This window comes from Bacillus sp. GW821-FHT11D08 (assembly GCF_058808515.1).
Window position 1 is genome coordinate 241,313 of the sequence record NZ_JBXARS010000003.1, and the last position, 25,507, is coordinate 266,819.

Consider the following 25,507-nt stretch of genomic DNA (forward strand, 5'->3'; position numbering starts at 1 on the left):
TGTTATTTCATTCTGCCGAAAAAATTAAGCAGAATGGATAGTATCACACTGATCACAATACAAGTGACAACGGGGAAAAAAAATGTAACATTTCCCTTCTTAACGAAAATATCTCCGGGCAGCCTTCCGACAAAGTGCCAGACTGCGCCGGCAATAAGCAAAACGGCACCGAGAACCATGAGAACCTTCGGAAAGTCAGTCACGGGCGGGCGCCTCCAATCGAAAATGTTCATACACAGCCGGCGTCACGACCCGTCCCCTCGGCGTCCTCTGAAGAAATCCGATCTGCAGCAGATACGGTTCGTACACATCCTCTATTGTATGCGGTTCTTCGCCGATTGTCGCGGAAATCGTATCAAGGCCGACGGGACCGCCGCTGAATTTTTCGATCATGCCCATCAGCAGCTTATGGTCGATATGGTCAAGGCCGAGCGCATCGACTTGAAGACGTTCGAGCGCGTCGTGAGCGATTTCTTCCGTGATGCGGCTGTCGCCGAGCACCTGGGCAAAATCTCTCACCCTTCTGAGCAGACGGTTTGCAACCCGCGGCGTTCCCCTTGACCGTCTGGCGATTTCCAGAGCCGGGGCTTTTTCGATATCCACTTCAAAAACGTCAGCCGTTCTTGACACGATATCTGTCAGCTCTTCCTGCGTATAGTATTCAAGGCGCGACAGCACCCCGAACCGGTCTCTGAGCGGTGCGGTCAATAATCCGACCCTTGTCGTCGCTCCTACAAGCGTAAAAGGGGGAAGGTCGAGACGGACGGAGCGGGCGGACGGGCCTTTTCCAATGACAATATCAAGGCAGAAATCCTCCATCGCCGGGTACAGCACTTCCTCAATTGAGCGGTTCAGCCTGTGAATTTCGTCTATAAACAGCACATCCCCTGGTTCGAGCGCCGTCAAAATGGCTGCCAAATCCCCCGGTCTTTCGATGGCGGGACCTGACGTCGTCCGCATCTCCACACCCATCTCATTGGCCACGATAGACGCAAGCGTTGTTTTCCCGAGACCCGGAGGCCCGTATAAAAGAACGTGGTCCAGCGTTTCCTGCCTCATTTTCGCCGCATCGATAAACACGCGCAGATTTTCTTTCACTTTCTTTTGGCCGATATACTGGGCGAGATTCTGCGGCCTGAGGCTTTGCTCGATTATTGATTCATGGCTGTCTGCTTCACTTGAAACGAGCCGTTCATCCATGAACATCACCTTACTTTAATAATTTTTGCAATGCTTTTTTCACATATTGATCTGTTGAAAGCGCCGTTTCCTCTTTTAAGTGAGGAAGCACTTTTTTAATTTCTTTTTCGGCGTAGCCGAGAACCCGGAGCGCTTCAAGCGCCTCGTCAAGCGCCGTTTCAGCCTCTTGTTTTTCAATGCGCGCTTCATGATTGAACAGGTTGTCAATCATTTCAGGCACGACGTCGGCCAGTTTGCCTTTCAAATCAAGAATAATCTGCCGCGCCGTTTTTTTGCCCACACCCGGAAATTTCACCAAAAAGGCTTCATCTTCCTGTTCGATCGCTTCGATGACGGCTCCGGGATCACCGGAGCCGAGGATGGCGAGCGCCCCTTTCGGCCCGATGCCGGTGACGTTCAGCAGCTTTGTGAAAAGCGCTTTTTCTTCCCGGGTTGAAAAACCGTACAAAGAAAAGGCATCTTCTTTTATATGATGATACGTAAAAATGGTCTCTTGATTGCTTACCTTATAAATAAACGGATTCGGAGTGAAGACCTGATAGCCGATTCCGCCGTTTTCAATCACGATGTATTGGGGAGATACATAATCAATCGTCCCCTTCACGAATTCAATCACACCTATTCACCTCTTTGACTGCTTATCATTGTAACACAAAAACAGCCAAAGTCTTATAGAAAAGTTAACGTATGTTCGCTTTGACACCTTCCATTCAGAAAAAAAAGACATGTGTCACATGTCTTGCGTCAAAGTCAGCCGCTGTAAGTCTTAATATGATCGATCACGCTCTCAAACTCCGCTTTTGTCCTGTACGGTATGCCGTGTTCCAAGTGCTTTTGCAATCGGCTTTCCAGTCTTTCTATATCAATCTGGAAGAAAGATTGAATCGGCTCGGCCAGCGATCCGGGACGGCCGTGAAAAGTGGAGATGACGCCCCCGTCCGTGACGCCGATATAACCGTTAACCTTACTGAGCGGAGAAATGTCATCAACATGCTTACGGAAAAGGACGAAGCCTTTTTTCTGCTCAACGAGCGTCCAGCCCGCATATGCGGCCCAAAAATCCTCCATCGCCAAAACGGTTTCATCCGTATGTTCGATGCCGACATCACCGTCCAGATAGACCTTTTCCAGCTGGACGTGCACCCGAAGCGGCCCGTAATGCTCGACCTCCGCCCCGTATGCGCCTTTTCCTCCGCAAATCAGGGCTGCAGCCGATAAGATAAGCATAAACAATAGACGAGCACCGCAAATTCGTTTCACCAATAACACCTCTTTATTCAATCAAACTCTTGATGCTAGTTTGACCAAAGATGCCGGTGCTTAACCGTTTTCTTTCATTTGTCTGTTTCAGCCGAAAAAAGCAGCTCTCTAAATGAGGGCTGCCCCGATGATTATGCCCGGCCGGCTGAAATCAGTTTCATTTGTCCGGGCGTCAGTTTGAGCCGGTATCCCCTTACGGTCAGATACACAGTTTTTGCTCCGCGGCTTTTGTCATGCTCCGTTTTTTTCATCCCGGCCCCTCCGTTACGTTTTATTACTTTTATGTTAACACCGCAATATAAAGAGCGTTTTAAGAATATGTAAAGAAATGATGAAGCTTTCCATAAAAATACTGCCGGATGAAATCATCCGGCAGTCCCGTTTAACGGCTGTTTCTGTTCATGTCTTGCAGCTTTGTAAAAGTAGCGTTGTCGGTAAACACTTGAATTGTACGGCCGTCCGCGAATTTTTTGGCCGCATGTTTGACATGTTTATCATCATTTTTCGTAAAAGGATGATTTGTTCTGACGGCAATGACGACTCTCGTGTCAGTCACGATAACCTGACTATCCTGTACGCCTTTTACTTTTTTCACGCGGTTTGCAACTTTTGCCGCCAACCTGATGTTTTCGGCGTTGTCATACCCATTATAAGACATTGCTGCCGGCGGCGTATTGGCATTTCGGCCATTATATGTGCCGTCCGTCGTTAACGGAACCCCGTCATTAGGCGCGTACTGATCGGACACGTTTGTCGTATTATGACGGCCGTTTCGGTTTTCCATCATTTCAGAAACGGGTCCTTGATGGTCCATGCCGTACTGGCCTCTGCCGTTACCATTATCATTCGAATAATATCCGACCGGACGTGTTGACTGGTTGTAGCGTCCGTCATTCATGGCATTATTTGCTCCGCATGCCGTTAAGCTTGCCGTCACGGCTAAAACGCCCGCGATCGTCATCAGTTTTTTACCCAATGGAAAAACCCCCCGTGGATTCATCGCTGTTTTGAGCGTTTTCCGCTCATGTTTAGGATGTGCGGCGGGCGGCGGATTTAAGCTTGTCAGTTATGTCCATTCCTCAGTTGGACATAAAAAAAGGAACGACATACATCGTCCCGAAACATTAATCTTCTTCTTCCTCCGGCCGTCCGAATACTTGATTTGGACTCGGCTGATTCGGCGCGGCATTAGGATTTGCTCCGCCGTAAGGCATAAAATATCCGGCGTTTGCACCCATATTCGGATACGGCTGCACAGGCATATTTGCGTGATGGTGATGTGAACCGTGGTGATGGTGGTGATGATGTGAATCATGGCAGCCGCAATCATCATCCTTATATTTTCCATCATGATGAGGCGCGTTTGCGTAATGTGACGAATATCCGCCGTAATACGGCATTTGACCGTACGGAGCACCGCCGAAACCAGATGCAGAACCATCATAATGCTCTGCATTTTCATGGGCCTGGTTTTCATATTCACCGTAACCCGCATGCGGCCCAAATCCCGGATGATGGAATCCGTACGGTAACGGCATCGGCATGACCGGAAAGCCTCCAAAACCTCCTCCAAAACCGCCGAAACCTCCGCCTACCGGGAAGCACGGATGGCATAGTCCCGAACCCGGCAGCATCGGTGTCACCGGAACCGGACAAGGACAAGGCATGCACGGCATCGGGTAATGCATAAAAGGCGGTTCAACGGCCGGCATATTCGGAAACGGGACATTCGGAATGTTTGGCATGTTCGGCAGATGATAAGCGGCGTTTTCTTCTTCCATCTTTCCGGCTTCAGGCGCCTTTGGCATATTCGGGTAATTCGCGTTTTCCATGTTGATCATTTCCTCCTGTTGTGGAATGTTATTGTCATGCTCTTTTTCTTTCGGCTCGACAAAATGTGTCACCGGTTCCTCCGGCTTAGGAGGCGACCACGGCTGAAACAGCTGATTGGACGGGTAATATTGGTTCATATCAGCTTCCGGCAGCACATTTTCATGCTTTTCAGGGATTGGCGGCACATACGGAATTGACGGCTTTGGTTCTTCCGGTATGGTGTCTTCAATGTCCACAACTGATTTCGGTTTTTCTTTGGCATATGGATGCTCATGCTTATGCGCAGACGTTCCGAAGCCGGCCTTAGGTTCTTTTCTGACCGGAACGGCTTCTGAAGGCACCTTTATCTTCATTCCAGGCATAATTAAGTCTGGATTGCTAAGCTGATGATTCAGTTTTTTTAACTCTTCAAGATCAACTCCGTATTTTTCAGCTATTTTCCAGAGCGAATCGCCTTTTTGAACGATATGAATTTTCAACGTTTTCCCCTCCTATGCACAAAACGTGAACGGTACATTTGTCATTACAATACGTTTCTTCACACTATATGCCGATGGACTGGGCATGATGATAAAAAATTTTGGGAAGGAGGGGAAATTTTTATAATTACGTATGACTCAGCATTCTGTTCAAAGCACGAAGCGCTTCTGTCCGAACCGCTTCCGGAACTTTAATGACACCCTTCGGCTCGCCTTTTTCAAGCTGCTCAAGCGACCACAATAAATGCGGCAGGTCGATTCTGTTCATAGTCAGACACGGACACATATCGGGATTCAATGATTCAATCTGTTTATCCGGATGCGAGTGAATGAGGCGCTGAACAAGATTCATTTCCGTGCCGATCGCCCATTTGCTTCCCGGTTCAGCCTGTTCGATCGTATCAATAATATATTTGGTAGACCCGCTGTCGTCACTGAGCGAGACCACTTCCCGCGAACATTCCGGATGAACGATAATGCGGATGCCGGAATCCCGCTGCCTCAGCTGAGAAATATTTTCCGCTGTAAACTTTTCGTGTACGGAGCAATGCCCTTTCCAAAGGATAACCTTAATGTTTTCCGGATGGTCAGTAAGCAATCGGTTCTGCACCGGGTCCCATACAGCCATTTCTGTCAGCGGAATGCCGAGGTCATAGGCCGTATTTCTGCCTAAATGCTGATCCGGCAAAAATAAAATTCTCTCTTTTTGTTTAAAAGCCCATTTCAGCACACTCCGGGCATTTGAAGAGGTGACGGTCGCTCCCCCGTGCCGTCCGACGAATGCTTTAATTTCCGCCGTCGAGTTAACATATGTTAACGGAATGATGGTGTTACCGTACAGTTCTTGAAGCTCTTGCCATGCTTTGTCCGTCTGCTGAATATCTGCCATATCAGCCATCGAGCAGCCGGCGCGCATGTCGGGCAAAATGACGGTTTGGTTATCATCAGTCAGCATATCAGCGGTTTCCGCCATAAAATGCACGCCGCAAAACACAATATATTCCGCCTCTTTATTTTTTTCTGCCACTTGAGCGAGCTGCAGGGAGTCACCTGCCGTATCGGCGAATTGTATTACTTCGTCTTTTTGATAGTGATGCCCCGGAATGAACAGGCGCTTTCCGAAAGCCCGTTTAATGGCGGCGACCCGCCTTTCCATTTCTCCTGTGCTCATGTCTTTATAATGGCTCGGCATCATTTCGGCTGATGCAGTTAGCACGTCAAAAATAGACATCTTAAAAATCCCCCTGTTCCGCTGCCTCAACATCCATGCTGATGTCGGCGCTTTTTACTGAATGAGTCAGAAATCCGAGTGAAATATATTGGACGCCCGTTCCTTTATAAGCGGGCAATGTGCCGAGCGTTATGCCTCCGGATGCTTCCGTTTTGATATGTCCCGGTGTCATGCCTGCAAATCGCCGGACGGACTCAGGCGGACAGTTGTCAAACATAATAACGTCTGCACCCGCTTCTATTGCCTCGAGCAGCTGCTGTTCGGATTCGATTTCGACTTCCACCGCAAGCATCTGCCCCGCCGTTTTTCTTGCCCGCTCCACGGCCGCCTTTATCGATCCGCAGGCGGCAATATGATTATCTTTTATCATGATGCCGTCATATAAGCCGAAGCGATGATTAAAGCCGCCTCCGACCCGAACGGCGTATTTTTCCAGCATTCTGAGCCCGGGTGTCGTTTTTCTCGTATCACAAAGCTTAATGGACGGATCATCAAGACGCCTTTTGGCCTCATCCGTCATTGTCGCAATGCCTGACATTCTTTGTATGAGATTCAGAATGACCCGCTCCCCCGTAAGAAGAGCCGCCGCCTGGCCTTCTATTTCAGCGAGCACGTCTCCTTTTTTCATCCGTTCTCCGTCTTTTTTCAGGGAGCGGATGCGGATATCATCGTGTAAAAGCTTCCATCCTTCACGGATAACGGCTTCTCCGGCAAACACGCCGTCTGTTTTTGCGATGATTCGCGCTTTACATTGCTGATCAGAAAAAATCGCTTGTGACGTCGCATCACCCGTTCCGATATCTTCCTGAAAAAAATGAGTCAGCATTTGTTTCAGCTGCAGAATGTCCATAGTTCCCCAATCCTTTCGTTTTTTCTGATAGCTGTTCCAGATGTTGAATGAATGATTTGTTTTCCGTGCCACTCTTTCTCCGTCCCGGGAAAATCAGCGCGAAAGTGAGCCCCCCTGCTTTCTTCCCGAATAAGGGCTGAGGTCACAACAAGTTGCGCAGTCTTCCATAAGCAGGATAGCTCGGCTTGTTCCATTGTGATATCCTTCACATTTATATGACGCACAGATACGTTGTTAAGCCAGGATGCCAGCGCCTGCAGGTTTTCTTTTTCCCTGACAATGCCCGCTCCGGTTGTCATTTTGGCTTGGAGCACATGAAGCGTTGTGTCCGGCACTTCTAAGATGACGTCAGATTTCTTCGGGGTTTTTTTATATCTTCCGTTTAACGGTGTTTGAGTGATATGTTCAGCACATCGTTTCCCGCTTGCCAGCGCTTCCAGCAGTGAGTTGCTCGCAAGGCGGTTCGCCCCGTGCAATCCTGTGCAGGCGGTCTCGCCTATGGCGTACAAATCAGGCATGGACGTTTTCCCCCAGGTATCGGCTTTTACTCCGCCCATTAAAAAATGCATTCCGGGTGCTACGGGAATCCCGCTTTCAAGATCAACACCGGCTGTTTGACAAATTTCTGTTATGGTCGGAAAACGTTTGTTAAAATCGGCTATTCGGCTGCAATTTATAAAAACAGGATTCTCTTTCATCATTTCTTCATAAATCGCCCGTGAAACCACATCCCGGGACGCCAAATCTTCAAGCGCGTGTCTGCCAGCCATGATCCTGCGCCCGAAGCGATCCGCTAAATATCCGCCTTCTCCTCTCACTGCTTCAGAAATCAGGCCGTACACAGTCCCGTTTTTCACAAGGAGGGTCGGGTGGAACTGGGTGAACTCCATATCCGTGATCTCAGCTCCCGCGCGGAAGGCAAGAGCGATGCCGTCTCCCGTTATGGCGGAATCATTTGTGTGATATTGGTACAGACTGCCGCAGCCGCCTGATGCAAGCACTACACAATCCGCTCTTCTGTAAGAAACAGCGCCTGAAGCATCCTTTACGGCAACGCCTGCGCATCGTCCGTGTTCAATCAGCAGATCAACAACCGTCTCGTGTTCAATGATCCGTATGCCGTCCCTCAGCTGCTGAACCAGAAACTCAACTAACATCCGTCCGGTCGCATCTCCCCCGGCGTGCAGAATTCTCCTTTTGGAATGAGCGCCTTCCCTGCCGAGACAAAACGTTCCGTCCGACTTCGTATCAAAAGGGAAATGGCCTTCTATCAGCCTGTTTATCATGCTCTGTCCGCTTTTCAGCAAATGCCGCACGGCTGTCACGTCATTGTGTCCGCATCCCGCATACAGTGTATCGTTCACATGGGATTCTATAGAGTCATCTTTTGCATATGAAACAGCAATCCCGCCTTGAGCATAATGCGAATTGCTGTTCGTTACGTTTCTCTTTGTGATGACGGTCACTTGGTATGACGGAGGAAATGAGGAAGCACAGGCAAGGGCCGCCGTCCCCGAACCAATGACGATAATTGTTTTTTCAGACATACATCACCCTCCTGTTATGTTTACACCTGTCTTGACACCTATATTTACACAACGATAAAATAAACTCAAGCTTTTTTTTAACATAAACGGATAGGAGACGGGCTGTATGATTTATCTTGATTACGCGGCGGGAGCGCCTTTAAGCAAAGAAGCCGCGAAAGTCTTTCAGCATCTAAGCACAGAGGTATACGGCAATGCAAGCAGCCTTCATGACGCCGGAGGAAGAGCGGCGGACGTCCTGGAATATTGCAGACATTCTGCAGGCAAATTGATCGGCGGAGCGGCAGACGGCATTTACTTTACAAGCGGCGGAACGGAAGCGAACATCCTGGCCGTCCAATCATTGCTGCACGGCCTGCCCGATCACAAAAAACATTTTATTACGACCGCAATGGAACACCATTCGATCCATAATGCCGCGGCGTTTTTAGCTGACCGTGGAATTGATGTCACCATCATATATCCCGACGAAAACGGCCTTATAACCGAGGACATACTGGCGGCTCATATCCGTCCTGACACGGGGCTCGTTTCCATACAGCACGCCAATTCAGAAACCGGCCTCATCCAGCCTGTGAATCGTCTGGCCGCTTTTCTTCACCAGAGAAACATTTTACTGCATTGCGATTGTGTTCAAAGTTTCGGCAAACTGCCGATTGATGCGGATCAGGAGGGAATCGACGCCCTTTCCGTCTCCGGTCATAAAGTATACGGCCCGAAAGGCACCGGGGCTGTTTACATTCGGCCCGGTGTCAGCTGGAACCCGGTTTATCCGCATACCGTGCATGAAAACGGGTTCAGGCCCGGTACGGTGAATGTGCCGGCCATCGGCGCTTTTACCGCTGCTGCGGAGTATGCAGTGAAACATATGGAGGAACACCGTGAGCATGCTGACAGGCTGAGGAATTATTTGTATGACCAAATTCGGCGTCAAGGCCTCCCCATTTCATTTTCAGAGGAAGAAACCGGCGGTGAATGCCTGCCCCACATTGTCGGGTGTTTTTTTCACTCCTTTGAAGGACAATATATTATGTTAGAATGTAATCGTAACGATATTTGCATCTCAACCGGGAGCGCATGTTCCGCCGGCAGCCACGGCCCTTCTTCAGCTATGAAGGCGCTGAGAAAAACCGAACGGGAAGCGCGGCAGTTTTTCCGGATCTCATTCGGAAACGAAACAACATGTGAACAACTCGATATGCTGATACATACATTTACGGCGCTATGGGAGCAAAAGAAAGGAGAATCAGCAATTTGACAGAAGGAACGAAGCTTACTGGGGAGAAAAGACGCGACATGCTGCTTCATTGGCTGAAAGAAGCCGGCTCGCCATTAACAGGAGGCGAATTGGCCAAAAAAGCAAATGTCTCAAGACAGGTGATCGTGCAGGACATATCGCTTTTGAAAGCAAAAAACGAGCCGATTATCGCGACGAGCCAAGGCTACTTATACATCAGCATGAATGCCGGCGGCGAAAAAAATGCCGAACGGATTGTCGCCTGTCTGCACGGCCCGGAGCGGACGGAAGAAGAGCTTGCACTTATTGTCGATGAAGGCGTCACCATAAAGGACGTCATAATTGAACACCCCGTATACGGCGATTTAACCGCCGCCATAAGAGTCAGTACACGGAAAGAAGTCAAACAATTCATGGATCACATTAACTCGACAAATGCCGCTTACCTTTCACAGCTGACCGGAGGCGTGCACCTCCATACGTTAAGCGCCCCGACAAAAGAGCGGATTGACCAAGCCTGCCAAGCGCTGGACGACGCGGGTATTTTAATAAAAGATTAAAAAAAAAGCCCCCTGAAGGGCTTTTTTTATATCGAATAGGATTGATATGTTCCCAGAAGCTTGACCCGGCAGCCGAGGGCTTCCATCTCTTGAACGGCACCGGGAATGAGAACCTGATCCATCGCCTGTTCAATATCAATAATAAAGAAATAGTTGCCGAGACCCGTTTTTGTCGGGCGCGATTCGATCTTTGATAAATTCAGGTTTCTCCATGAAAAAGCGGACAGCACCCTGTGCAGCGCACCTGATTGGTCATCTTGGGGAAGCGTTACCATCATCGTCGTTTTCGGCCGTGAAGACAGTTTCGCATTCACTTCGAATGAGACGTCTTTTTCAGGCGAAAGAATGACAAATCTCGTGTGGTTGTCCTGATAATCCTGAATATCCCGCTTCACGATGCTCAATCCGTATGTAGCGGCGGCCATTTCATTTGCAATCACGCCGATCGGAAGGTCCGAATGCTCACTGACATACTTGGCAGCAGCACCTGTTGACTTCGCATACTCAAAAGGAACGGACGAAAAATGCCGGTGAAGAAATTTGTGGCATTGCGCAATCGCATGGGAATGTGAATAAATTTTCTCAAGCTTTTTCCACTCATTTTCTCTCGAAGGGTGAACGAGCAGATGCTGGTGAATCGGCAGCGTCATTTCCCCCACGATCGCAAGAGGCTGCTCATGAATCAAATAGTCAATCGTTAAGTTAACCGAGCCTTCCAGCGCGTTTTCCAAAGGAACAAATGCAAGATCAACTTCTCCCGCAACCGCCGCATCCATGCATGCCGGTATTGTTTGATAAGGTGCTTGTGTCACGCTGTTTTGAAAGCAGGAACTGACTGCTAGATGTGTAAATGTGGCTTCTGGCCCTAAATAACCGACTTTCATGTCTCTTCTCTCCTTACGCGCCTGACCCTAAGATCTCAACTTTTTCTATAAAATCAAATTTTCTCAGTTTATTCATTAACGTATGAATGTTTTCTTCCATTGCGGACGTACTGATTGAGAGCGTGACATTCGCCCTGCCCTGAAGCGGAATCGTCTGGTGAATGGAAAGCACGTTGCTTCCTGAGTCAGCCACCGCCTGCAATAGCTGGGATAACGCGCCTGACCGATCCTCCAAATGAAAGAAAAGTGTGATTATTTGTTCTTTAACCATCGTGTAAAAAGGGAAAACCGCATCTCGGTATTTGTAAAAAGCGCTTCTGCTTAGATCAACTTTCTGCACGGCATCTGCAACCGATTCAGCCTTTTTTCTGTCGAGCAGCTTTTTGACTTCAAGGGTTTTCCGCATCGCATCAGGCAGAACGTCTTCACGCACTAAATAAAATGTCTCTTCTTTCACCTGCACCCCTCCCTTTTACATCAGAGAGCCTGCAACGCAAGCTCTCCGTTTTTTTAATCAATAAATTCAAATTCAAATTCCAGAAGCCGGATGATATCGCCGTCTTTAGCACCGCGTTCTCTGAGCGCTTCATCAACGCCCATACCGCGCATCTGTCTTGCAAAACGCTTGACGGATTCGTCACGGGAGAAATCAGTCATTTTAAAGAGGCGTTCCAGGCTGTCACCTGAAAGCACAAACGCGCCGTCCGGATCACGCGTAATGTTAAATGGAATTTCTTCATCTTCCATCGTGTACATTACGCGGTTTTCCGCCAGTTCTTCTTCATCATACAGCGGGAATTCAGGCGTTGTTTCCAGCTGGTTGGCGACTTCAAACAGAAGATCGCGGAGCCCTTCTCTCGTCACAGCGCTGATCGGGAAGACAGGATGGTCATCCTGAAGCTTTTCTTTAAACGCTTTAAGATTTTCAGCCGCTTCGGGCATGTCCATTTTATTCGCAACGATAATTTGCGGACGCTCCGTCAGCCGCAGATTATATTCACTGAGCTCCTGATTAATGGTCACATAATCCTCATACGGATCACGGCCTTCCATCGCTGACATGTCAATGACGTGAACGATGACGCGCGTCCGTTCGATATGGCGGAGAAATTGGTGGCCTAAGCCGACTCCTTCGTGCGCTCCTTCAATCAGGCCGGGCAGATCCGCCATTACGAAGCTTCTTCCGTCATCCGTTTCCACCATGCCCAGATTCGGAACAAGCGTTGTAAAATGATAATCGGCGATTTTCGGCTTTGCCGATGAAACGACAGACAGAAGCGTAGATTTTCCGACGCTCGGGAAGCCGACGAGGCCTACGTCTGCAAGCACTTTCAGTTCAAGCACGATATAGCGCTCTTTTCCGGGCTCTCCGTGCTCTGACAGCTGCGGTGCCGGGTTGGCCGGTGTCGCAAAGCGGGTATTTCCGCGTCCGCCGCGTCCGCCTTTTGCGATGACGGCACGCTGCCCGTGCTCAGTCAGATCGGCAATGACCTGTTTTGTATCGTCATCCGTTACGACTGTGCCGGGCGGAACTTTAACAACCATATCGTCCGCATTTCTGCCGTGCTGGTTTTTAGACATGCCGTGCTCGCCGCGTATCGCTTTGAAATGCCGCTGGTACCGGAAGTCCATGAGCGTGCGCAGTCCTTCATCAACCTCAAAAACGACGTCGCCTCCATTACCTCCGTCACCGCCGGCAGGCCCGCCTTTCGGCACATATTTTTCACGGCGGAACGCAACCATTCCGTTACCGCCGTCGCCGCCTTTTACATATACTTTCACCTGATCTACAAACATAATATCCTCCGTTCTAAACCGTAAAAAACCGCTAGTTCATTCCAATTTCGGCCACACATTCATGGCCGGTCAGCTCAAATTGCATGACATCAAAGTCCTCATGCCGGGATTTGCGAAATTCATCAAACACATCTGCATTTGCAATCGTTCCATGAAAATCGAGATATACAATAAGCTGTCTGTCAGGGTGATCCGTCTGCAGCGATACGGTCAGATGATTTTCACTTTCATTGTTTACCGCCAGACCGAACAGATGAAACAGTTTTCTCATCAGGTTCGACAGCTTTTGATCATATGCCGATAAATCTTTAATTTCTCCGAGCACTTCGTATTCGAGCCTCATATAACGGGACTTCCAATTAAATGTAAGAAAGTCAAACGCCAAGTGCGGGGTTTTCAGGTTTGAGAGCTTTGATTCGTGCTTTGCATCTATGACCATTTCGTCAATAATTTCAACGACCCTGTCATACTTCTGCAAACTTAAGTTTCCTTTTATCAGCTGCAGCTTATTCATCCAATCATGACGGAAATGGCCCATTAATTGGATCAGCTCATTGATCAGAGCCGCATCGCTTACAGGTTCTTCTTGTTTCTTCGATACATCCTTCATTTTCGCACTCCCAATCGTTTAATTTCTTTTTAGGAGTCTTGATAAGTGTGTACTATGAATTATAACAGAGAAGGCTTTGTTAAAAAAACACTTGTTTTTCCTGGTTCATCATGTTCCTTTTTCGGATCGCATACAATGCGGATGCCAGGCAGAAACATTTTTGGTATCACTGCTTGGGGAACATATCCAGTGGGTATGGGAAGCTGATGTCCTCATTCAAGGCGGGGTTCACTCACGCATCCTCTGCTTTTCATTCTTGATGTTACTCCGCTTACTGCAAAAAAAACTCCAGTCAACGACCGGAGTTTTTTGTGTCATTATTGAGCTACAGGATATACGCTCACTTTTTTGCGGTCACGGCCGAAACGTTCGAATTTAACAGTTCCGTCGATTTTAGCAAAAAGAGTGTCATCTCCTCCGCGGCCCACGTTTTCACCTGGGTAGATTTTCGTTCCGCGTTGACGGTAAAGGATAGATCCGCCTGTTACGAATTGACCGTCTGCACGTTTAGCGCCTAAACGTTTAGATTCAGAGTCACGTCCGTTCTTTGTAGAACCTACACCTTTTTTAGAAGCGAAAAACTGAAGATCTAATCTAAGCATGTAACTCACCTCCTATATTTGGTTTGCAGTCAACCGTAAGTGTTCACTGTAATCCCGCTCGATCGTTTCAAGAGAAACAATCATGCCTTCAATCAGCAGCTGCGCTTTTTGCAAAGCTTCCTGATCAGCGGCTTCAGGGAATTCAAAGTAGAAATAACCCCCGTCCTCGCCTATATCAAGAATCGGTTCGAGAGGAGCCAGCGCGATAACCGCATTGACCGCTCCGAAAACGACAGCCGTGACCCCGGCGCATACGAGATCTCGTCCATGTTCAGCAAAATCGGCATGTCCCGTCATTTCAAAGGACAATATGCCCCCGTCATTCCGGGATCTTCGAATTGTTGCCTCAATCATGCTTACGCGTTGATTTTTTCGATTGTCAATTTAGTATAAGGCTGACGATGACCTTGTTTTTTATGAACATTTTTCTTTGGCTTGTAACGGAAAACAGTGATTTTTTTCGCACGGCCTTGTTTTTCAACTTTAGCTGTAACTGTCGCGCCTGCAACTGTTGGGTTGCCGACTTTCACGCTGTCTCCGCCAACAAACAATACGTCTTCAAACGTCACTGTTTCACCTGCTTCAGCAGCAAGTTTTTCGATGTAAACAGTTTGACCTTCTTCAACTTTGATTTGTTTTCCGCCTGTTTTAATGATTGCGTACATTCTCTGCACCTCCTATTAGACTAAGACTCGCCAGCAACAGGGGGCTTTAAAGCTCTTATCACCTGTCCCGAGCGGTTGTAGCATTGGTGCTACATCCATAACATTAAAAAATATATCAGAACCAAAAGGATATGTCAATCTATTTCTAGTAAGGCAGCAGCAGGTCTTCCATAGAGGAATCTGTCCGTTTATCGGCAAAATACGCATGAAGCACTTCATTTTCATCGAGCTGGCTGAGCTTTTCGCCGGCTTTTTCAACGATAATGGGGTGCTTGCATCCCCGTTTGAATTCGGCCATGACATGCTTTACTTTGGCATCGGCCGCGACCGTCAAAGGATGCAGCATGGCGACATCGCGGTTTTTGCCGTAGTATCTCTCCAAAAGAAACCTCAGCTGAATATAATGCCGCTTCCGGTATTCATCCCATAAAGAAGCGGCGAGAAAGACGAACAGCACCCATGCGCTGATCTGAAGGGGGACGGCCAGCACAATCCAGCAGCAGAGCAAAAGCGCGGAAACAGCCGATGTCTGCAGGCTGAGGAGATGCGCTTTTTGAAAAGCCATTTGTTTAGAGAAGTATAAAAACACGAACTTTCCGCCGTCAAGCGGCCAGATCGGCAAAAGATTGATGAAAAGAATGGAGAGATTATAAAAGGTAAACATCTCAAATGTCTGCTCACTTGCAAAGCCTGACATGAAAAAGAGCCAGGCTGCCGCCTGAAGCCACACATGCTGAAGCGGGCCCGCCAGAATGACCGCGAATTCCTCTTTAAGCGGCCGGTTTCCGTGCTCCTCCACCTCAACCGTCCCGCCGAAAGGGAGCAGAAAGATGCGTTTAATGCGCCACGAAAAAAACACAGCCAGAGCAGCATGCCCCAGCTCATGAACGGATACGACCAGCAAAAGACACAGCAGCGCTTTGATGTGCCCCGTCATAAGACCAAGCCCCATGATAATCCAAAGAAAAGGATGGACATGAATTTTAAAAAGGAGGATGAGCCATTTATTCATCAAATGTGATCACCTGGATCGGATCTATGAATTTATCGCCATCCTGGATCGCGAAATAGTACTGGCCTTTACTTTTATCGTTGAGCTTGATCGAACCGATCTTTTTCCCTTTATCGACAAAGTCGTACAATGAAACATTAACATCTTTTAGCCGGCCGTAAATGCTGCTGGTATTGTCGGCGTGCTGCACCTTCACCGTCAGTCCTGTTTTTTTATCTTTGCTCACTTCCATAATGTAGCCTTCTTTTACGCTGTCAATGGCTTCGCTGGCGGTTTCGACGACGACGCCTTCTCCGTTATTTTGAAAGTCCTGCTGGATTTTCCCCGCGGCAGGAACGGCCATATCCTGACTGACCGCCACCTGACCGTCCTTCTTTTTCGTTCCCGGGGTAAGAAAAGCGAGCGGGTTTCCGAAGGAAGATACGAACCAATTGCTTACGGCAGCAAACTGAAATTCTTTTTGAAAGGTTTGTGCGATCGCCGGTTTGATCTGACTCAGCGGCTGTTTGTCAGTTTTATAGGCAATAGCAGAGATCAGTACGAGACAGGCGGCCAGCAGGCATTTTAAAATAATAGAATGAGCGCTGATCAATGGGTGCCGTCCGTTAAATTCAGGCGGGTGTTCCGTTTGATATTCGTAGTCCGGTAGAAGCTTGTGCTTTTCCTGCTCCTTGACCGTCTGCCACGCGGGAAAATTCTGCGTTTGGGCGTTTTGAACGAAAGTCCGTTTTGATTCAGGCCGCTGTTTTCTTCTTTTGGCCAGTCTTTTTCTAATTTCATCAGCTCTGTGACTCATCGCCATCATCCTTTGCAATCGTTGGGTTTGTACATCCTATGTCTTGTCCATTGCAAATATGCGCTCTTGAAAAACAAAAAAGACCTGATAAGCTGGGCTTCATCAGATCTTTGTATTCTGGTATATATTATGAACGCACGCCGAAAAATGACTTGATTTTCGCCATCATCCCTTTTTGCTGCTCTTCAAGCACCTGCAAAGGAACGGATTCTCCTAAAATGCGCCGGGCGATATTGCGGTACGCAATGCTGGCGCGGTTTTTGGAATTCATGGCAATCGGTTCGCCGATATTTGAAGCCCTGATCACTTCATCATCGTCAGCAACGATTCCGAGGAGATCAATAGAGAGATGATGAACAACTTCATCCACATCCATCGTGTCACCGTTTTTCATCAGGTGATTTCTGATGCGGTTCACGATAAGGCGCGGCGGTTCGATATCTTCCTGCTCCAAAAGTCCGATAATGCGGTCAGCGTCCCGCACCGCTGATATTTCCGGCGTCGTCACAACAATCGCCTTATCAGCTCCGGAGACGGCATTTTTATAGCCTTGTTCAATTCCGGCCGGACAATCAATAATGACATAATCAAATTCCTGCTTAAGCTCCTGCACAAGCGATTTGATCTGCTCAGGGACAACAGCCGTCTTGTCGCTTGTCTGGGCAGCCGGCATTAAATGAAGCAGATCATCAAAACGTTTGTCTTTGACAAGCGCCTGATGCGTCTTGCATCTGCCTTCAATTACATCTACTAAGTCGTAAATAATTCTGTTTTCAAGACCCATTACGACATCAAGGTTGCGCAGTCCGATATCTGTGTCTACCAAACAGACGCGCTTCCCTAAAATGGCTAAGGCGGTACCGAGGTTTGCAGATGTTGTTGTTTTACCTACTCCGCCTTTTCCCGAAGTTATTACGATAGCCTCACCCAATTTCACATTCCTCCCTCAAGCCTTGTTAGATCAGGTCTTAAATGAGCCAATTGCTGAAGGCGTTCAATGACCATATTTCCGTCAGTATCTAAATAAGCACATTCCATGTCGTTCCCTTTTTGAATGTGGTCTGGGGAGCGATTTAACACGTGATTGATCCTCAATTGTGTCGGCATCATTTCTGATGCGGCGATCACAGCCCGGTTATTTCCGTTATAACCCGCGTGGGCAATCCCTTTTAATGAACCGAGAACAAATATATTTCCTCCGGCTCTGATCGTACCGCCGGGATTCACATCTCCGATTAAAAGCAAATCTCCCGTCACGTGAAGCACCTGGCCCGAACGGACAATTTTGGAAACAGAAACAATTTCCTGCTCCTCTTTCATCCGCTGCGCTTCTTCTTTGGCAATGACTTCACTGTCAATTGAATGCACGACTAAATCTTTCTTTGACGCGATCAGATCAGTCAGCTGCTCTGCCTGTTCCTGATACAGATACCGATGCCCGAGTTTAATATGAACACTGATTTTTTGGCCTTTGCCATCAGTATATTGTTCAATCGACAGCATGTTTTGAAGACCATCGAGAAGCTCATCAAAAGAACACGCATCATCCAGATGCAATGTTAAGCCGTTTTTTGTTCCTTTTATTGTTACATATTGCTGCTTTTTGGTCTTCATCAATGTTCACCTCAACAACATACTCTTTTCGTCAAAAAAAGATAAAATCCTTTTTACTCATCTCTTAATTCTTTCTTCAGACTTATATAAAACAGCCTGAAGGGCAGGACTAATATAACAGCTCCCGCAATATTCAGCAAAGCAGTCGGCAAGAACCGCTGAATGACAAAATCGTTAAACGTCATAGTGCCGCTGCGGATTAACGTCTGAATGCCGTAGACGTAAAATTCAAGCACACATACGCTCAGCACTGCAACCAGAATGACCATCAGGGCGTTTGTCTGCAGCACTTTAAACGCTTTGGCCGCCAGATAGCATAAACCGGCAAAACCAAACATATAAACGCCTAAAACACCCGTATAATTGATGTCATAAAGAAATCCGAAAATCAAACCGTAGATCACCGCATGCTTTTGGTTGATATAAGCGGACATAAAAATCAGCGCAAGCAAAAGAAAATGCGGAACGACCTGCTGCTCGACGGAAACGAAAGGAAAACGCACCAGATCCGTATAGATGCTTTCCGCACAAAAGACCAAAATCATAATCAAAGGGAGAAGGAAACGTTTCACGATCCTTCCTCCCCTGTTGCTACGCTTCGGTTCACGACGATGACATGGTCAAGATCGTACAGGTCGGCAGCCGGTTTCACGTAAGCGATTTTCGTCAGGCCGTAAGCATCTGATTCTACATCGGTCACTTCCCCGACCGTCAGCCCTTGAGGAAATACGCCGCCCGTTCCGGATGTCTCCACGAGGTCGCCTTTTTTCACTTCACGTTTTTCATCCGGCTCAAGGATGGTCATTTTCAGAGTCTGCTTCTTTTTATCATACCCTTCAATTAAACCGTAGCCTTTGCTGCCCTTTTTGCCGGAGATTTTGGTGGCCACTCTGTTATTGCGGTCAACATCGCTCAGCAGCTGAACGGCGGATGTGAAACTGTTGAGTCCGCTGCTTTTGATCTTCCCGACCAGCGCACCCTTTTCGTTCGTGACAGCCATGTCTTTGGCCACTTTCTGCTTCGTTCCCTTATTGATCATGATCTGCTTGTACCATTGATCAGGGTTTCTGGCGATAACGGTCGCTAAAATCGGATCATAGTCGGAAATTGATTTGACATGCCCGAGTTCATCACGCAGCTTCTTGTTTTCATCTTTGAGTTCTTGGAGCTTCGCTTCATATTGTGTCTGTCCGTCCAGCTTTTGTCTTAAGCGTTCGTTTTCCTTGTACGTGTTTTTCAGGTCTTTTATGTCCCCGAAGAACCCTGCAAAATATTCGGCAGGCGTGTGAAAAATGTTTTGAAATACTCCCGTCGTATCACCGATCAGCTTTTCAGGCCAGGTGGTATTACGGCCGTTCTTCAGCGAGAATCCAATCATAGCCACCAATATGATAATACACAGAAGTAATAGCATTAACCGTTTGTTCGGCATCGTGATACACCTCTTCTATTTAACTCCTGATTATCTTGTTTTTCCTTTGAAAAGATGGATGTGCTCCAGTGCTTTTCCAGTGCCGATCGCAACACAATCCAGCGGATCTTCAGCGATAAGAACAGGCATTTTCGTTTCGTCGCTGATGACTTTGTCGAGATTGCGGAGCAGGGCGCCTCCCCCTGTTAATACAATACCTCTGTCCATAATATCAGCGGCCAGCTCAGGCGGTGTTTTTTCAAGCGTGCTCTTCACCGCGTCAACGATTGAGAGAACTGTATCACGCAGTGCATTTGCAATTTCCGTTCCCGTGATTTCGATCGTTTTCGGCAGACCTGTCAGAAGATCGCGGCCGCGGATTTCCATTGACGCATTTTCTTCACCGGTTTCTGCTGAACCGATTTCCATTTTAATAGCTTCCGCCGTACGGTCACCGATCATCAGATTATATGTTTTTCTGATATAGCTGATGATTGAGTCGTCCATTTCGTCACCGGCTACGCGGATTGACTGAGACGTGACAATGCCGCCTAAAGAAATGATCGCCACTTCAGTTGTTCCGCCGCCGATATCAACGACCATGCTGCCCGTCGGCTCCCATACCGGAAGATTCGCGCCGATTGCTGCTGCAAACGGTTCTTCAATCGGATAAGCGTCACGTGCGCCCGCTTGTCTTGTCGCGTCGATGACCGCCCGTTCTTCAACGGCCGTAATACCTGACGGCACACACACCATAACGTAAGGCTTTCTCGCAAACAATCCTTTATTTTTCACAGCCTGATTAATGTAGTATTTCATCATTGTCGCAGTTGTTTCATAGTCAGCGATAACGCCGTCTTTCATCGGACGGAGCGCGACCACGTTGCCCGGAGTTCTTCCGATCATGTTTTTCGCATCGTTACCGACCGCAACGATTGACTTCGTATCCGTTTGCAGAGCAACGACAGACGGCTCTCTCACTACGATTCCTTTACCCTTAACAAACACAAGCGTATTCGCGGTTCCCAAATCTATACCAAGGTCTCTTGTACCAATTCCGAACATATGTATGTATCTTCCTTTCTTAAAGCAAAAATACCCTAAAGGGAAAAACTCATAAAATCTATTATATCTTAAATCAACGAAAAAAAAAGTGTTACAAATATCCTTTTTCCTTTAAACTCACAAATTTTTTGTCACCAATGACCAAATGATCCAGCAGCTCGATGCCGATTAAATTTCCGCACTCAAAAAGCCGCCTGGTTACCTCTATATCTTCCCTGCTCGGTGTAGGATCTCCTGAAGGATGATTGTGAACGCAAATGAAGGACGCGGCGGATCGTTTGAAAGCTTCTTTAAACACCTCCCGCGGGTGGACAATAGATGAATTCAGACTTCCGATAAAAACGGTGCGTTTATGAATGACTTGATTTTTGGTATTTAAATATAAACAGACAAAATGCTCCTGGGATAAAAAGCGCATATCCTCCATCACATACTTCGCCCCGTCTTCCGGAGAGCGGATGACGCAATGCTCCCCGGCGGATGTCTTATGAATGCGGCTCCCCAGCTCAATTGCGGCAAGAATCTGAACGGCTTTCACCGTGCCGATTCCCGGAATGCTGGAAAGCTCCTGGGCAGAGGCGCCTTTTAACAGTCGCAGCCCGTCAAACGTCCGCAGCAGCCGGTGAGCGAGGTTCATGACGGACTCATGTTTCGTTCCCGTCCGCAGCAGGATGGCGAGCAATTCATTGTTAGAGAGATGTTCGGCTCCGAAGTGCAGAAGCCGCTCTCTCGGTTTTTCTTTTTCGGGGAAATCTCTTAATTTTAACGGCAGATCACGGATGATCAACCCCTCCTTGTTCCCCTTCCCGGTTTGAACATCAAGCTTTTATATTAAATTCTTTCAAGGCTCTCATTGTTTTAGCGACAGGAAGCCCGACGACAGAATAAAAATCACCGTCTATTTTTTTCACTAAAAGCGCGCCTTTTCCTTGGATGCCGTATGCACCTGCTTTATCCATCGGTTCTTTTGTTTCAATGTAGAGCTGTATGTCGTCTTCACTGAGCGGCCAAAACGTCACTTCCGTCGTGTCACAGAACGTTTCTTTCCGGTCATGCGTCTGAATGCTGACCGCCGTAATGACTTGATGGCTTCGGCCGGAAAGCCTCCGCAGCATGTGTGCCGCTTCTTCTCTGTCATGCGGTTTGCCGAGGCATTCGCCGTCTATGCACACCATCGTGTCAGCCCCGATAACGACTGCATCGGGATTTTCGGCCAATACAGCTCCGGCTTTTTGCTCGGCCAAACATTGGACGTTTTCTTCCGGCGAAAGGTTTCGATTTAATTTTTCTTCTGTGCGGCTTGCAATAATGCTGTAAGGAATCTGAAGAAGAGTAAGGAGTTCTTTTCTTCGCGGAGATTGTGATGCGAGTATTAAGCGTTTTGTCATGATTGTCATCCTTTCAGGGTTTGCTTAAGAAAAAAAGATACTTGTCTATCCTACCAAATCAAACGGGCAACCACAATTTCAGAAAAATAACTTTTTGATGACAAAATAAAAAATCCCGCCGGATGACGGGAAATGAGATACTATTTTACAACACTTAAAAGCTCTTTTTGGGCTTTCCAGCCGGATTCCGAACCCGACGTTTCCAGTTCTTTCAGCGCTTGAAGCACGGCCTCTTTCTGCTTTTTGTCAGCGGCGTCTGCACCGTCTGCCGCTTTTGCCGCTTCAGCCACTTCCGTTTTTGAAAGATCTTTGCCGGTAATCGCTTTGGCGGAGAGCTCAGATGCTTGTTTAAAAGAGTCTTCCAGTCCTGAATCGACCGCAAAGCTGAGCTCTTTTCCGCCCCAAGCCTCAAAATCATGGTCTATCAGTGTCTGACCCAATTGCTGTGATAGGCTTTTTTCCGCTGCAAGCCCGGCGATCACGTATGTGTATCCGTCTTCTTTTGCCAGAGAGACGGCCGAGTATCCTTTTTCAGTCAGCTGGTCAACAAGCGTTTGCGCTCCTTTTTCTGATGAAAATTTTCCGGCCTGCACCGCATATGTTTTATAGTTTCCCTCTGAAGATTCCGCATCTCCTGTGCCGGCTGTTTCAGATTTGTCTTTAGAAACATCTCCCGCTTTCGCCGTCTGCCCTTGTGAACCTTTGTCAGCTGATGCCGGAGCGGAGGCTTCTTTACTTCCCGACATATTTAAGGCGACAAGGCCGAGCCCGGTGCCTAAAACAGCCGCAACGGCAATTGTCGTGACCGCTTTTTTAACTGGAGAAGACGGCTGCTTTTTTTTCGGAAAATGAGGGCCGTTTTTTTTCTTCTGGTATGGCGGAACGACTTTCGGGTCATCTTCAAATACCTCAGAATTCTTCTCATGATCCCAATTGAAATCTTCTTCTTTCGGATCTTCATGGGATGCGGCGGTCTCCTGCTCCGCCTTTTTTGTTTCTTCCCAATTTGAAAATGTGACGGTTTTCTCCCCGCCTTCTTTCACATCTTCTTGTCCATACATCGTTTCTTCTTGTCCGTTAATGGTTACTTTAAGGGCATTGTTTTTTGCGTTGCTGTGCTTTTTGCTCTTCCTTTTTTTCAACGTCTCTTCCCCCTTGCATTCGTCTTGGCCGTACCTTGAACTGATCATGGTTCACACTTTAGCATAGGCGAAAAAAAAAAGAACAAGACTTTTGTCGTCTTGTCCAAAAAACGTTCGCCAAATTTTTCAAGCCCCGCCTGAAGCGAGCTTGATGTAAAACGAAAACAGCTCTTCACCGTATAAATAACTCAAAGCGCTCCCGGCTGAGATGGCCGGCGCAAACGGAAATGGCTGCTTTTTACCAAGCCTGCCCCGGGCTGCGGCGCACATACCGTATACGGCTCCGATCATAACGGAGAGAAAGAATGCAATGAGCACGAGCTTCACGCCGAGCGTCAGGCCGATCACCCCAAACAGTTTCACATCACCTGCGCCGATGCCTCCTTTACTGACAAACATGATAAAAACAAGCAGAAAAAATCCGCAAACGGCTCCGGCAAACCCTGCATACCATGAATCCAGCGGAGAAAACATACGGCCGGCGATGAAAAGCGGAAGAAAAAACAGCAGAACCTTGTCAGGAATCAGCATATATTGCAGATCCGTCATAGTAACAATCATGAGCAGAGACAGAAATAACAGCGCGACTAACAGTTCTTTTGAGAAACCGAAATGAATGCCTGCAGCCGTGAATAAACACGCCGTCCAGCATTCCGCCGCCGGATACATAACCGACAGCTTCGCACGGCAGTTTCTGCATCTGCCTCTTTGCAGAATATAGGAAACGACGGGCACAAGCTCCCCCCAGGAGAGCGGCAAGCGGCAAAACGAACAGGCTGAACGCGGCGAAATAACCGAGATTCGCAGCGGGATACGGCACGCTGCTGTATAAAAAAAAGAACCGAAAATCAAGCCGAGAAAAAACAGAATCAAAAGCACTCAGACCACACCTTTACTATCAATCTGGCTCAGATTATAGCAAAGAAAAACACCATGACTGAAATGGCTGAAAATATATTTTCAGCATAAAAACACCCGGCAAAACCGTAAAATGGTCTGCCGGGCATCCGAGGGGCTGTCAGATAAGCCGCTTTCTCATTTCTGAAATAAAATATAAGGAGCCGGTAATGATGATGACATCATCCGCCCCGTCTTTTTGTTCTATCCATTCTTTCACACTGTCCGGGTTCTCATCGAAGCTCTTATCCGCTAGACTGCTTGCGTTATAAAGGGCTTCGGCGCTTGAAGCACGCGGAAAGTCAAATGATACAAAGTGAATGGAATCCGCTTCGGTTTCAAGCTTTTTAATCATTTCCTGATACGGTTTGTCTTTTAATGCGCTGAATACGACATGGACGTTTTTACCGGCAAAGCGCTGCCGGATCGTTTCTGTCAGCGTTTCAACGCCCTCTTCGTTATGGGCGCCGTCCGCAAACACTAAAGGGCGGCTTTGAAGACGTTCAAACCGGCCCGGCCACGATGCTTTTTTCAGGCCGTTTCGCATCGCTTCTTCAGAAATGGCTGCGGCTCCCAGACGATTCACCCATTCAGCGGCCAATATCGCCAATGCCGCATTCTGCCTTTGGTGAATGCCGATCAGCGACGTTTGAATGTTTTCATAGCATTTCGTTTCCGTTTCCAGCGAAAAGCTTTCACCGGACGGAAGCGCCGCTTCATTAAACAGTCTGCACGTTTTATATAGTGACTGATACGGAGCCTGCTTTTTTTCGGCTTCCGCTTCAATGACGCCGAGTGCTTCCGGCTGATTGACGCCCGTAATGACCGGAATGGAATTTTTAATGATACCGGCTTTCTGCCCGGCGATCTCCTCGATGGTATTTCCTAAAATCGCCATATGGTCATGTCCGATACTTGTAATGACCGACAGGAGCGGATTCACAATATTGGTTGAATCAAATGTGCCGCCGAGCCCCGCTTCAAAAATGACAAAATCGATATCAGCCCGCTTCGCAAAATATAAAAATGCACACGCTGTAATGATTTCAAATTCTGTCACCGTTCCGGCATCGGTCTTATCAAGCTCATCGACTATCGGTTTTATGTCATTAACGAGCGTTCTCCATTCCTCATCAGAAATCGGCGTGCCGTTGACGCTGATACGCTCATTAAACGTAATAATGTAAGGCGATGTGAACGTGCCGACCGTATAACCGGCTTCTTGAAGCACGGAACGGATAAAAGCGACGGTCGATCCTTTGCCGTTTGTGCCCGCCACATGAATGGCGCGAATGTTCTTTTCCGGGTGTTCCAGTTTTTCCATCAGCTTTTCCATACGGAGAAGGCCCGGCTTAACGCCGAACTTGAGTCTGCCGTGAATCCAGCTGATCGCTTCTTTGTACGTATTAAACAATGAAATCCCCTCT

General features: G+C 47.8%; 31 protein-coding genes and 1 other annotated feature. Of the genes, 2 read left to right on the forward strand and 29 right to left on the reverse strand.

Annotated features, from left to right (window positions below; translation table 11 throughout):
• Positions 1–2: 2 nt before the first annotated feature.
• The 10 genes from AC1RRX_RS08145 to nadB form a co-directional block, all read right to left on the reverse strand.
• Entirely contained in the window at positions 3–203 is a 201-nt protein-coding gene (locus tag AC1RRX_RS08145; protein WP_003152687.1) for a DUF2905 domain-containing protein, read from the reverse strand.
• Positions 196–1,200, reverse strand: a complete 1,005-nt coding sequence (gene ruvB, locus AC1RRX_RS08150) for a Holliday junction branch migration DNA helicase RuvB (protein WP_007408185.1) — start codon at positions 1,198–1,200, stop codon at positions 196–198. Before ruvB ends, AC1RRX_RS08145 begins: the two co-directional genes overlap by 8 nt.
• Before the next feature lie 10 nt (positions 1,201–1,210).
• Positions 1,211–1,816: a Holliday junction branch migration protein RuvA gene (gene ruvA / locus AC1RRX_RS08155; RefSeq protein ID WP_003152683.1), complete on the reverse strand. Its 606-nt coding sequence runs from the start codon at positions 1,814–1,816 to the stop codon at positions 1,211–1,213.
• 134 nt (positions 1,817–1,950) lie between these two features.
• Positions 1,951–2,460, reverse strand: coding sequence for a sporulation cell-cell signaling protein BofC (bofC, locus tag AC1RRX_RS08160; protein WP_007408184.1), 510 nt, complete (start codon positions 2,458–2,460; stop codon positions 1,951–1,953).
• A 131-nt stretch (positions 2,461–2,591) separates the two neighbouring features.
• Positions 2,592–2,711, reverse strand: coding sequence for a hypothetical protein (locus AC1RRX_RS08165; protein ID WP_007612850.1), 120 nt, complete (start codon positions 2,709–2,711; stop codon positions 2,592–2,594).
• Positions 2,712–2,842: 131 nt separating this feature from the next.
• A complete protein-coding gene (locus AC1RRX_RS08170) occupies positions 2,843–3,436 on the reverse strand; it encodes a YhcN/YlaJ family sporulation lipoprotein (protein WP_061582037.1) in 594 nt (197 codons plus the stop codon).
• 148 nt (positions 3,437–3,584) lie between these two features.
• Complete coding sequence (gene safA / locus AC1RRX_RS08175; protein WP_144464165.1) at positions 3,585–4,772, reverse strand: spore coat assembly protein SafA; 1,188 nt, start codon at positions 4,770–4,772, stop codon at positions 3,585–3,587.
• Positions 4,773–4,899: 127 nt separating this feature from the next.
• Positions 4,900–6,003 (reverse strand): quinolinate synthase NadA, encoded by a 1,104-nt coding sequence (gene nadA, locus AC1RRX_RS08180; RefSeq protein WP_144464167.1) that lies wholly within the window; start codon positions 6,001–6,003, stop codon positions 4,900–4,902.
• A gap of 1 nt (position 6,004) precedes the next feature.
• Positions 6,005–6,853, reverse strand: a complete 849-nt coding sequence (gene nadC, locus AC1RRX_RS08185; RefSeq protein ID WP_059368039.1) for a carboxylating nicotinate-nucleotide diphosphorylase — start codon at positions 6,851–6,853, stop codon at positions 6,005–6,007.
• Positions 6,835–8,400: an L-aspartate oxidase gene (gene nadB / locus AC1RRX_RS08190; protein ID WP_144464169.1), complete on the reverse strand. Its 1,566-nt coding sequence runs from the start codon at positions 8,398–8,400 to the stop codon at positions 6,835–6,837. The genes nadC and nadB overlap by 19 nt, the downstream gene beginning before the upstream one ends.
• A 106-nt stretch (positions 8,401–8,506) precedes the next feature.
• On the opposite strand from nadB, the gene AC1RRX_RS08195 reads away from it, so the two are divergent.
• Positions 8,507–9,658, forward strand: coding sequence for an IscS subfamily cysteine desulfurase (locus AC1RRX_RS08195; protein ID WP_042635392.1), 1,152 nt, complete (start codon positions 8,507–8,509; stop codon positions 9,656–9,658).
• On the forward strand, positions 9,655–10,197 hold the full coding sequence (locus tag AC1RRX_RS08200; protein ID WP_012118101.1) for a transcription repressor NadR: 543 nt from the start codon (positions 9,655–9,657) through the stop codon (positions 10,195–10,197). Before AC1RRX_RS08195 ends, AC1RRX_RS08200 begins: the two co-directional genes overlap by 4 nt.
• A gap of 26 nt (positions 10,198–10,223) precedes the next feature.
• On the opposite strand, the gene pheA is transcribed toward AC1RRX_RS08200, so the two are convergent.
• The 19 genes from pheA to AC1RRX_RS08295 form a co-directional block, all read right to left on the reverse strand.
• Positions 10,224–11,081, reverse strand: a complete 858-nt coding sequence (pheA, locus tag AC1RRX_RS08205) for a prephenate dehydratase (RefSeq protein ID WP_144464171.1) — start codon at positions 11,079–11,081, stop codon at positions 10,224–10,226.
• 13 nt (positions 11,082–11,094) lie between these two features.
• Positions 11,095–11,538 (reverse strand): transcriptional regulator ThrR, encoded by a 444-nt coding sequence (gene thrR / locus AC1RRX_RS08210; protein WP_007408173.1) that lies wholly within the window; start codon positions 11,536–11,538, stop codon positions 11,095–11,097.
• A gap of 53 nt (positions 11,539–11,591) precedes the next feature.
• A complete protein-coding gene (gene obgE / locus AC1RRX_RS08215) occupies positions 11,592–12,878 on the reverse strand; it encodes a GTPase ObgE (protein WP_007408172.1) in 1,287 nt (428 codons plus the stop codon).
• Between the two features lie 31 nt (positions 12,879–12,909).
• Positions 12,910–13,488, reverse strand: coding sequence for a sporulation initiation phosphotransferase Sop0B (gene spo0B / locus AC1RRX_RS08220; protein ID WP_007408171.1), 579 nt, complete (start codon positions 13,486–13,488; stop codon positions 12,910–12,912).
• Between the two features lie 317 nt (positions 13,489–13,805).
• Positions 13,806–14,090 (reverse strand): 50S ribosomal protein L27, encoded by a 285-nt coding sequence (rpmA, locus tag AC1RRX_RS08225; RefSeq protein WP_003152662.1) that lies wholly within the window; start codon positions 14,088–14,090, stop codon positions 13,806–13,808.
• Positions 14,091–14,102: 12 nt separating this feature from the next.
• Positions 14,103–14,444, reverse strand: coding sequence for a ribosomal-processing cysteine protease Prp (locus tag AC1RRX_RS08230; protein ID WP_012118103.1), 342 nt, complete (start codon positions 14,442–14,444; stop codon positions 14,103–14,105).
• A gap of 2 nt (positions 14,445–14,446) precedes the next feature.
• The gene (rplU, locus tag AC1RRX_RS08235) at positions 14,447–14,755 is read right to left on the reverse strand and encodes a 50S ribosomal protein L21 (RefSeq protein ID WP_003152660.1); all 309 of its coding nucleotides are present in this window, start codon (positions 14,753–14,755) and stop codon (positions 14,447–14,449) included.
• Between the two features lie 13 nt (positions 14,756–14,768).
• Positions 14,769–14,842 (reverse strand) — a sequence feature (ribosomal protein L21 leader region).
• Between the two features lie 58 nt (positions 14,843–14,900).
• Positions 14,901–15,767: a M50 family metallopeptidase gene (locus tag AC1RRX_RS08240; RefSeq protein ID WP_020956150.1), complete on the reverse strand. Its 867-nt coding sequence runs from the start codon at positions 15,765–15,767 to the stop codon at positions 14,901–14,903.
• The gene (locus AC1RRX_RS08245) at positions 15,760–16,563 is read right to left on the reverse strand and encodes a M23 family metallopeptidase (RefSeq protein WP_007408168.1); all 804 of its coding nucleotides are present in this window, start codon (positions 16,561–16,563) and stop codon (positions 15,760–15,762) included. Before AC1RRX_RS08245 ends, AC1RRX_RS08240 begins: the two co-directional genes overlap by 8 nt.
• Positions 16,564–16,690: 127 nt before the next feature.
• The gene (gene minD, locus AC1RRX_RS08250) at positions 16,691–17,494 is read right to left on the reverse strand and encodes a septum site-determining protein MinD (protein WP_016938784.1); all 804 of its coding nucleotides are present in this window, start codon (positions 17,492–17,494) and stop codon (positions 16,691–16,693) included.
• Positions 17,495–17,496: 2 nt separating this feature from the next.
• Positions 17,497–18,177 (reverse strand): septum site-determining protein MinC, encoded by a 681-nt coding sequence (gene minC, locus AC1RRX_RS08255; RefSeq protein WP_003152653.1) that lies wholly within the window; start codon positions 18,175–18,177, stop codon positions 17,497–17,499.
• A gap of 53 nt (positions 18,178–18,230) precedes the next feature.
• Positions 18,231–18,749, reverse strand: a complete 519-nt coding sequence (gene mreD / locus AC1RRX_RS08260) for a rod shape-determining protein MreD (protein WP_007408167.1) — start codon at positions 18,747–18,749, stop codon at positions 18,231–18,233.
• The gene (gene mreC / locus AC1RRX_RS08265) at positions 18,746–19,609 is read right to left on the reverse strand and encodes a rod shape-determining protein MreC (RefSeq protein WP_007408166.1); all 864 of its coding nucleotides are present in this window, start codon (positions 19,607–19,609) and stop codon (positions 18,746–18,748) included. The genes mreD and mreC overlap by 4 nt, the downstream gene beginning before the upstream one ends.
• A 30-nt stretch (positions 19,610–19,639) precedes the next feature.
• Entirely contained in the window at positions 19,640–20,653 is a 1,014-nt protein-coding gene (gene mreB / locus AC1RRX_RS08270; protein WP_003152647.1) for a cell shape-determining protein MreB, read from the reverse strand.
• Positions 20,654–20,744: 91 nt separating this feature from the next.
• Positions 20,745–21,440, reverse strand: a complete 696-nt coding sequence (gene radC, locus AC1RRX_RS08275; RefSeq protein WP_007408165.1) for a RadC family protein — start codon at positions 21,438–21,440, stop codon at positions 20,745–20,747.
• Positions 21,441–21,471: 31 nt separating this feature from the next.
• Positions 21,472–22,041, reverse strand: coding sequence for a Maf family protein (locus tag AC1RRX_RS08280; RefSeq protein ID WP_007408164.1), 570 nt, complete (start codon positions 22,039–22,041; stop codon positions 21,472–21,474).
• Between the two features lie 140 nt (positions 22,042–22,181).
• Complete coding sequence (locus AC1RRX_RS08285) at positions 22,182–23,183, reverse strand: SPOR domain-containing protein (RefSeq protein ID WP_032866593.1); 1,002 nt, start codon at positions 23,181–23,183, stop codon at positions 22,182–22,184.
• A 126-nt stretch (positions 23,184–23,309) separates the two neighbouring features.
• Positions 23,310–24,062: a prepilin peptidase gene (locus AC1RRX_RS08290; protein ID WP_012118107.1), complete on the reverse strand. Its 753-nt coding sequence runs from the start codon at positions 24,060–24,062 to the stop codon at positions 23,310–23,312.
• Positions 24,063–24,201: 139 nt separating this feature from the next.
• Positions 24,202–25,494, reverse strand: a complete 1,293-nt coding sequence (locus AC1RRX_RS08295; RefSeq protein ID WP_144464173.1) for a bifunctional folylpolyglutamate synthase/dihydrofolate synthase — start codon at positions 25,492–25,494, stop codon at positions 24,202–24,204.
• Positions 25,495–25,507 lie beyond the last annotated feature (13 nt).

Coding starts and splice junctions, on each gene's coding strand:
- ruvB (WP_007408185.1), bottom strand. CDS start 1,200: ATGGATGAACGGCTCGTTTCAAGTGAAGCAGACAGCCATGAATCAATA.
- AC1RRX_RS08165 (WP_007612850.1), bottom strand. CDS start 2,711: ATGAAAAAAACGGAGCATGACAAAAGCCGCGGAGCAAAAACTGTGTAT.
- nadA (WP_144464167.1), bottom strand. CDS start 6,003: ATGTCTATTTTTGACGTGCTAACTGCATCAGCCGAAATGATGCCGAGC.
- nadC (WP_059368039.1), bottom strand. CDS start 6,853: ATGGACATTCTGCAGCTGAAACAAATGCTGACTCATTTTTTTCAGGAA.
- nadB (WP_144464169.1), bottom strand. CDS start 8,400: ATGTCTGAAAAAACAATTATCGTCATTGGTTCGGGGACGGCGGCCCTT.
- AC1RRX_RS08195 (WP_042635392.1), top strand. CDS start 8,507: ATGATTTATCTTGATTACGCGGCGGGAGCGCCTTTAAGCAAAGAAGCC.
- pheA (WP_144464171.1), bottom strand. CDS start 11,081: ATGAAAGTCGGTTATTTAGGGCCAGAAGCCACATTTACACATCTAGCA.
- obgE (WP_007408172.1), bottom strand. CDS start 12,878: ATGTTTGTAGATCAGGTGAAAGTATATGTAAAAGGCGGCGACGGCGGT.
- spo0B (WP_007408171.1), bottom strand. CDS start 13,488: ATGAAGGATGTATCGAAGAAACAAGAAGAACCTGTAAGCGATGCGGCT.
- rpmA (WP_003152662.1), bottom strand. CDS start 14,090: ATGCTTAGATTAGATCTTCAGTTTTTCGCTTCTAAAAAAGGTGTAGGT.
- AC1RRX_RS08230 (WP_012118103.1), bottom strand. CDS start 14,444: ATGATTGAGGCAACAATTCGAAGATCCCGGAATGACGGGGGCATATTG.
- rplU (WP_003152660.1), bottom strand. CDS start 14,755: ATGTACGCAATCATTAAAACAGGCGGAAAACAAATCAAAGTTGAAGAA.
- AC1RRX_RS08240 (WP_020956150.1), bottom strand. CDS start 15,767: ATGAATAAATGGCTCATCCTCCTTTTTAAAATTCATGTCCATCCTTTT.
- AC1RRX_RS08245 (WP_007408168.1), bottom strand. CDS start 16,563: ATGAGTCACAGAGCTGATGAAATTAGAAAAAGACTGGCCAAAAGAAGA.
- minC (WP_003152653.1), bottom strand. CDS start 18,177: ATGAAGACCAAAAAGCAGCAATATGTAACAATAAAAGGAACAAAAAAC.
- mreC (WP_007408166.1), bottom strand. CDS start 19,609: ATGCCGAACAAACGGTTAATGCTATTACTTCTGTGTATTATCATATTG.
- mreB (WP_003152647.1), bottom strand. CDS start 20,653: ATGTTCGGAATTGGTACAAGAGACCTTGGTATAGATTTGGGAACCGCG.
- AC1RRX_RS08280 (WP_007408164.1), bottom strand. CDS start 22,041: ATGACAAAACGCTTAATACTCGCATCACAATCTCCGCGAAGAAAAGAA.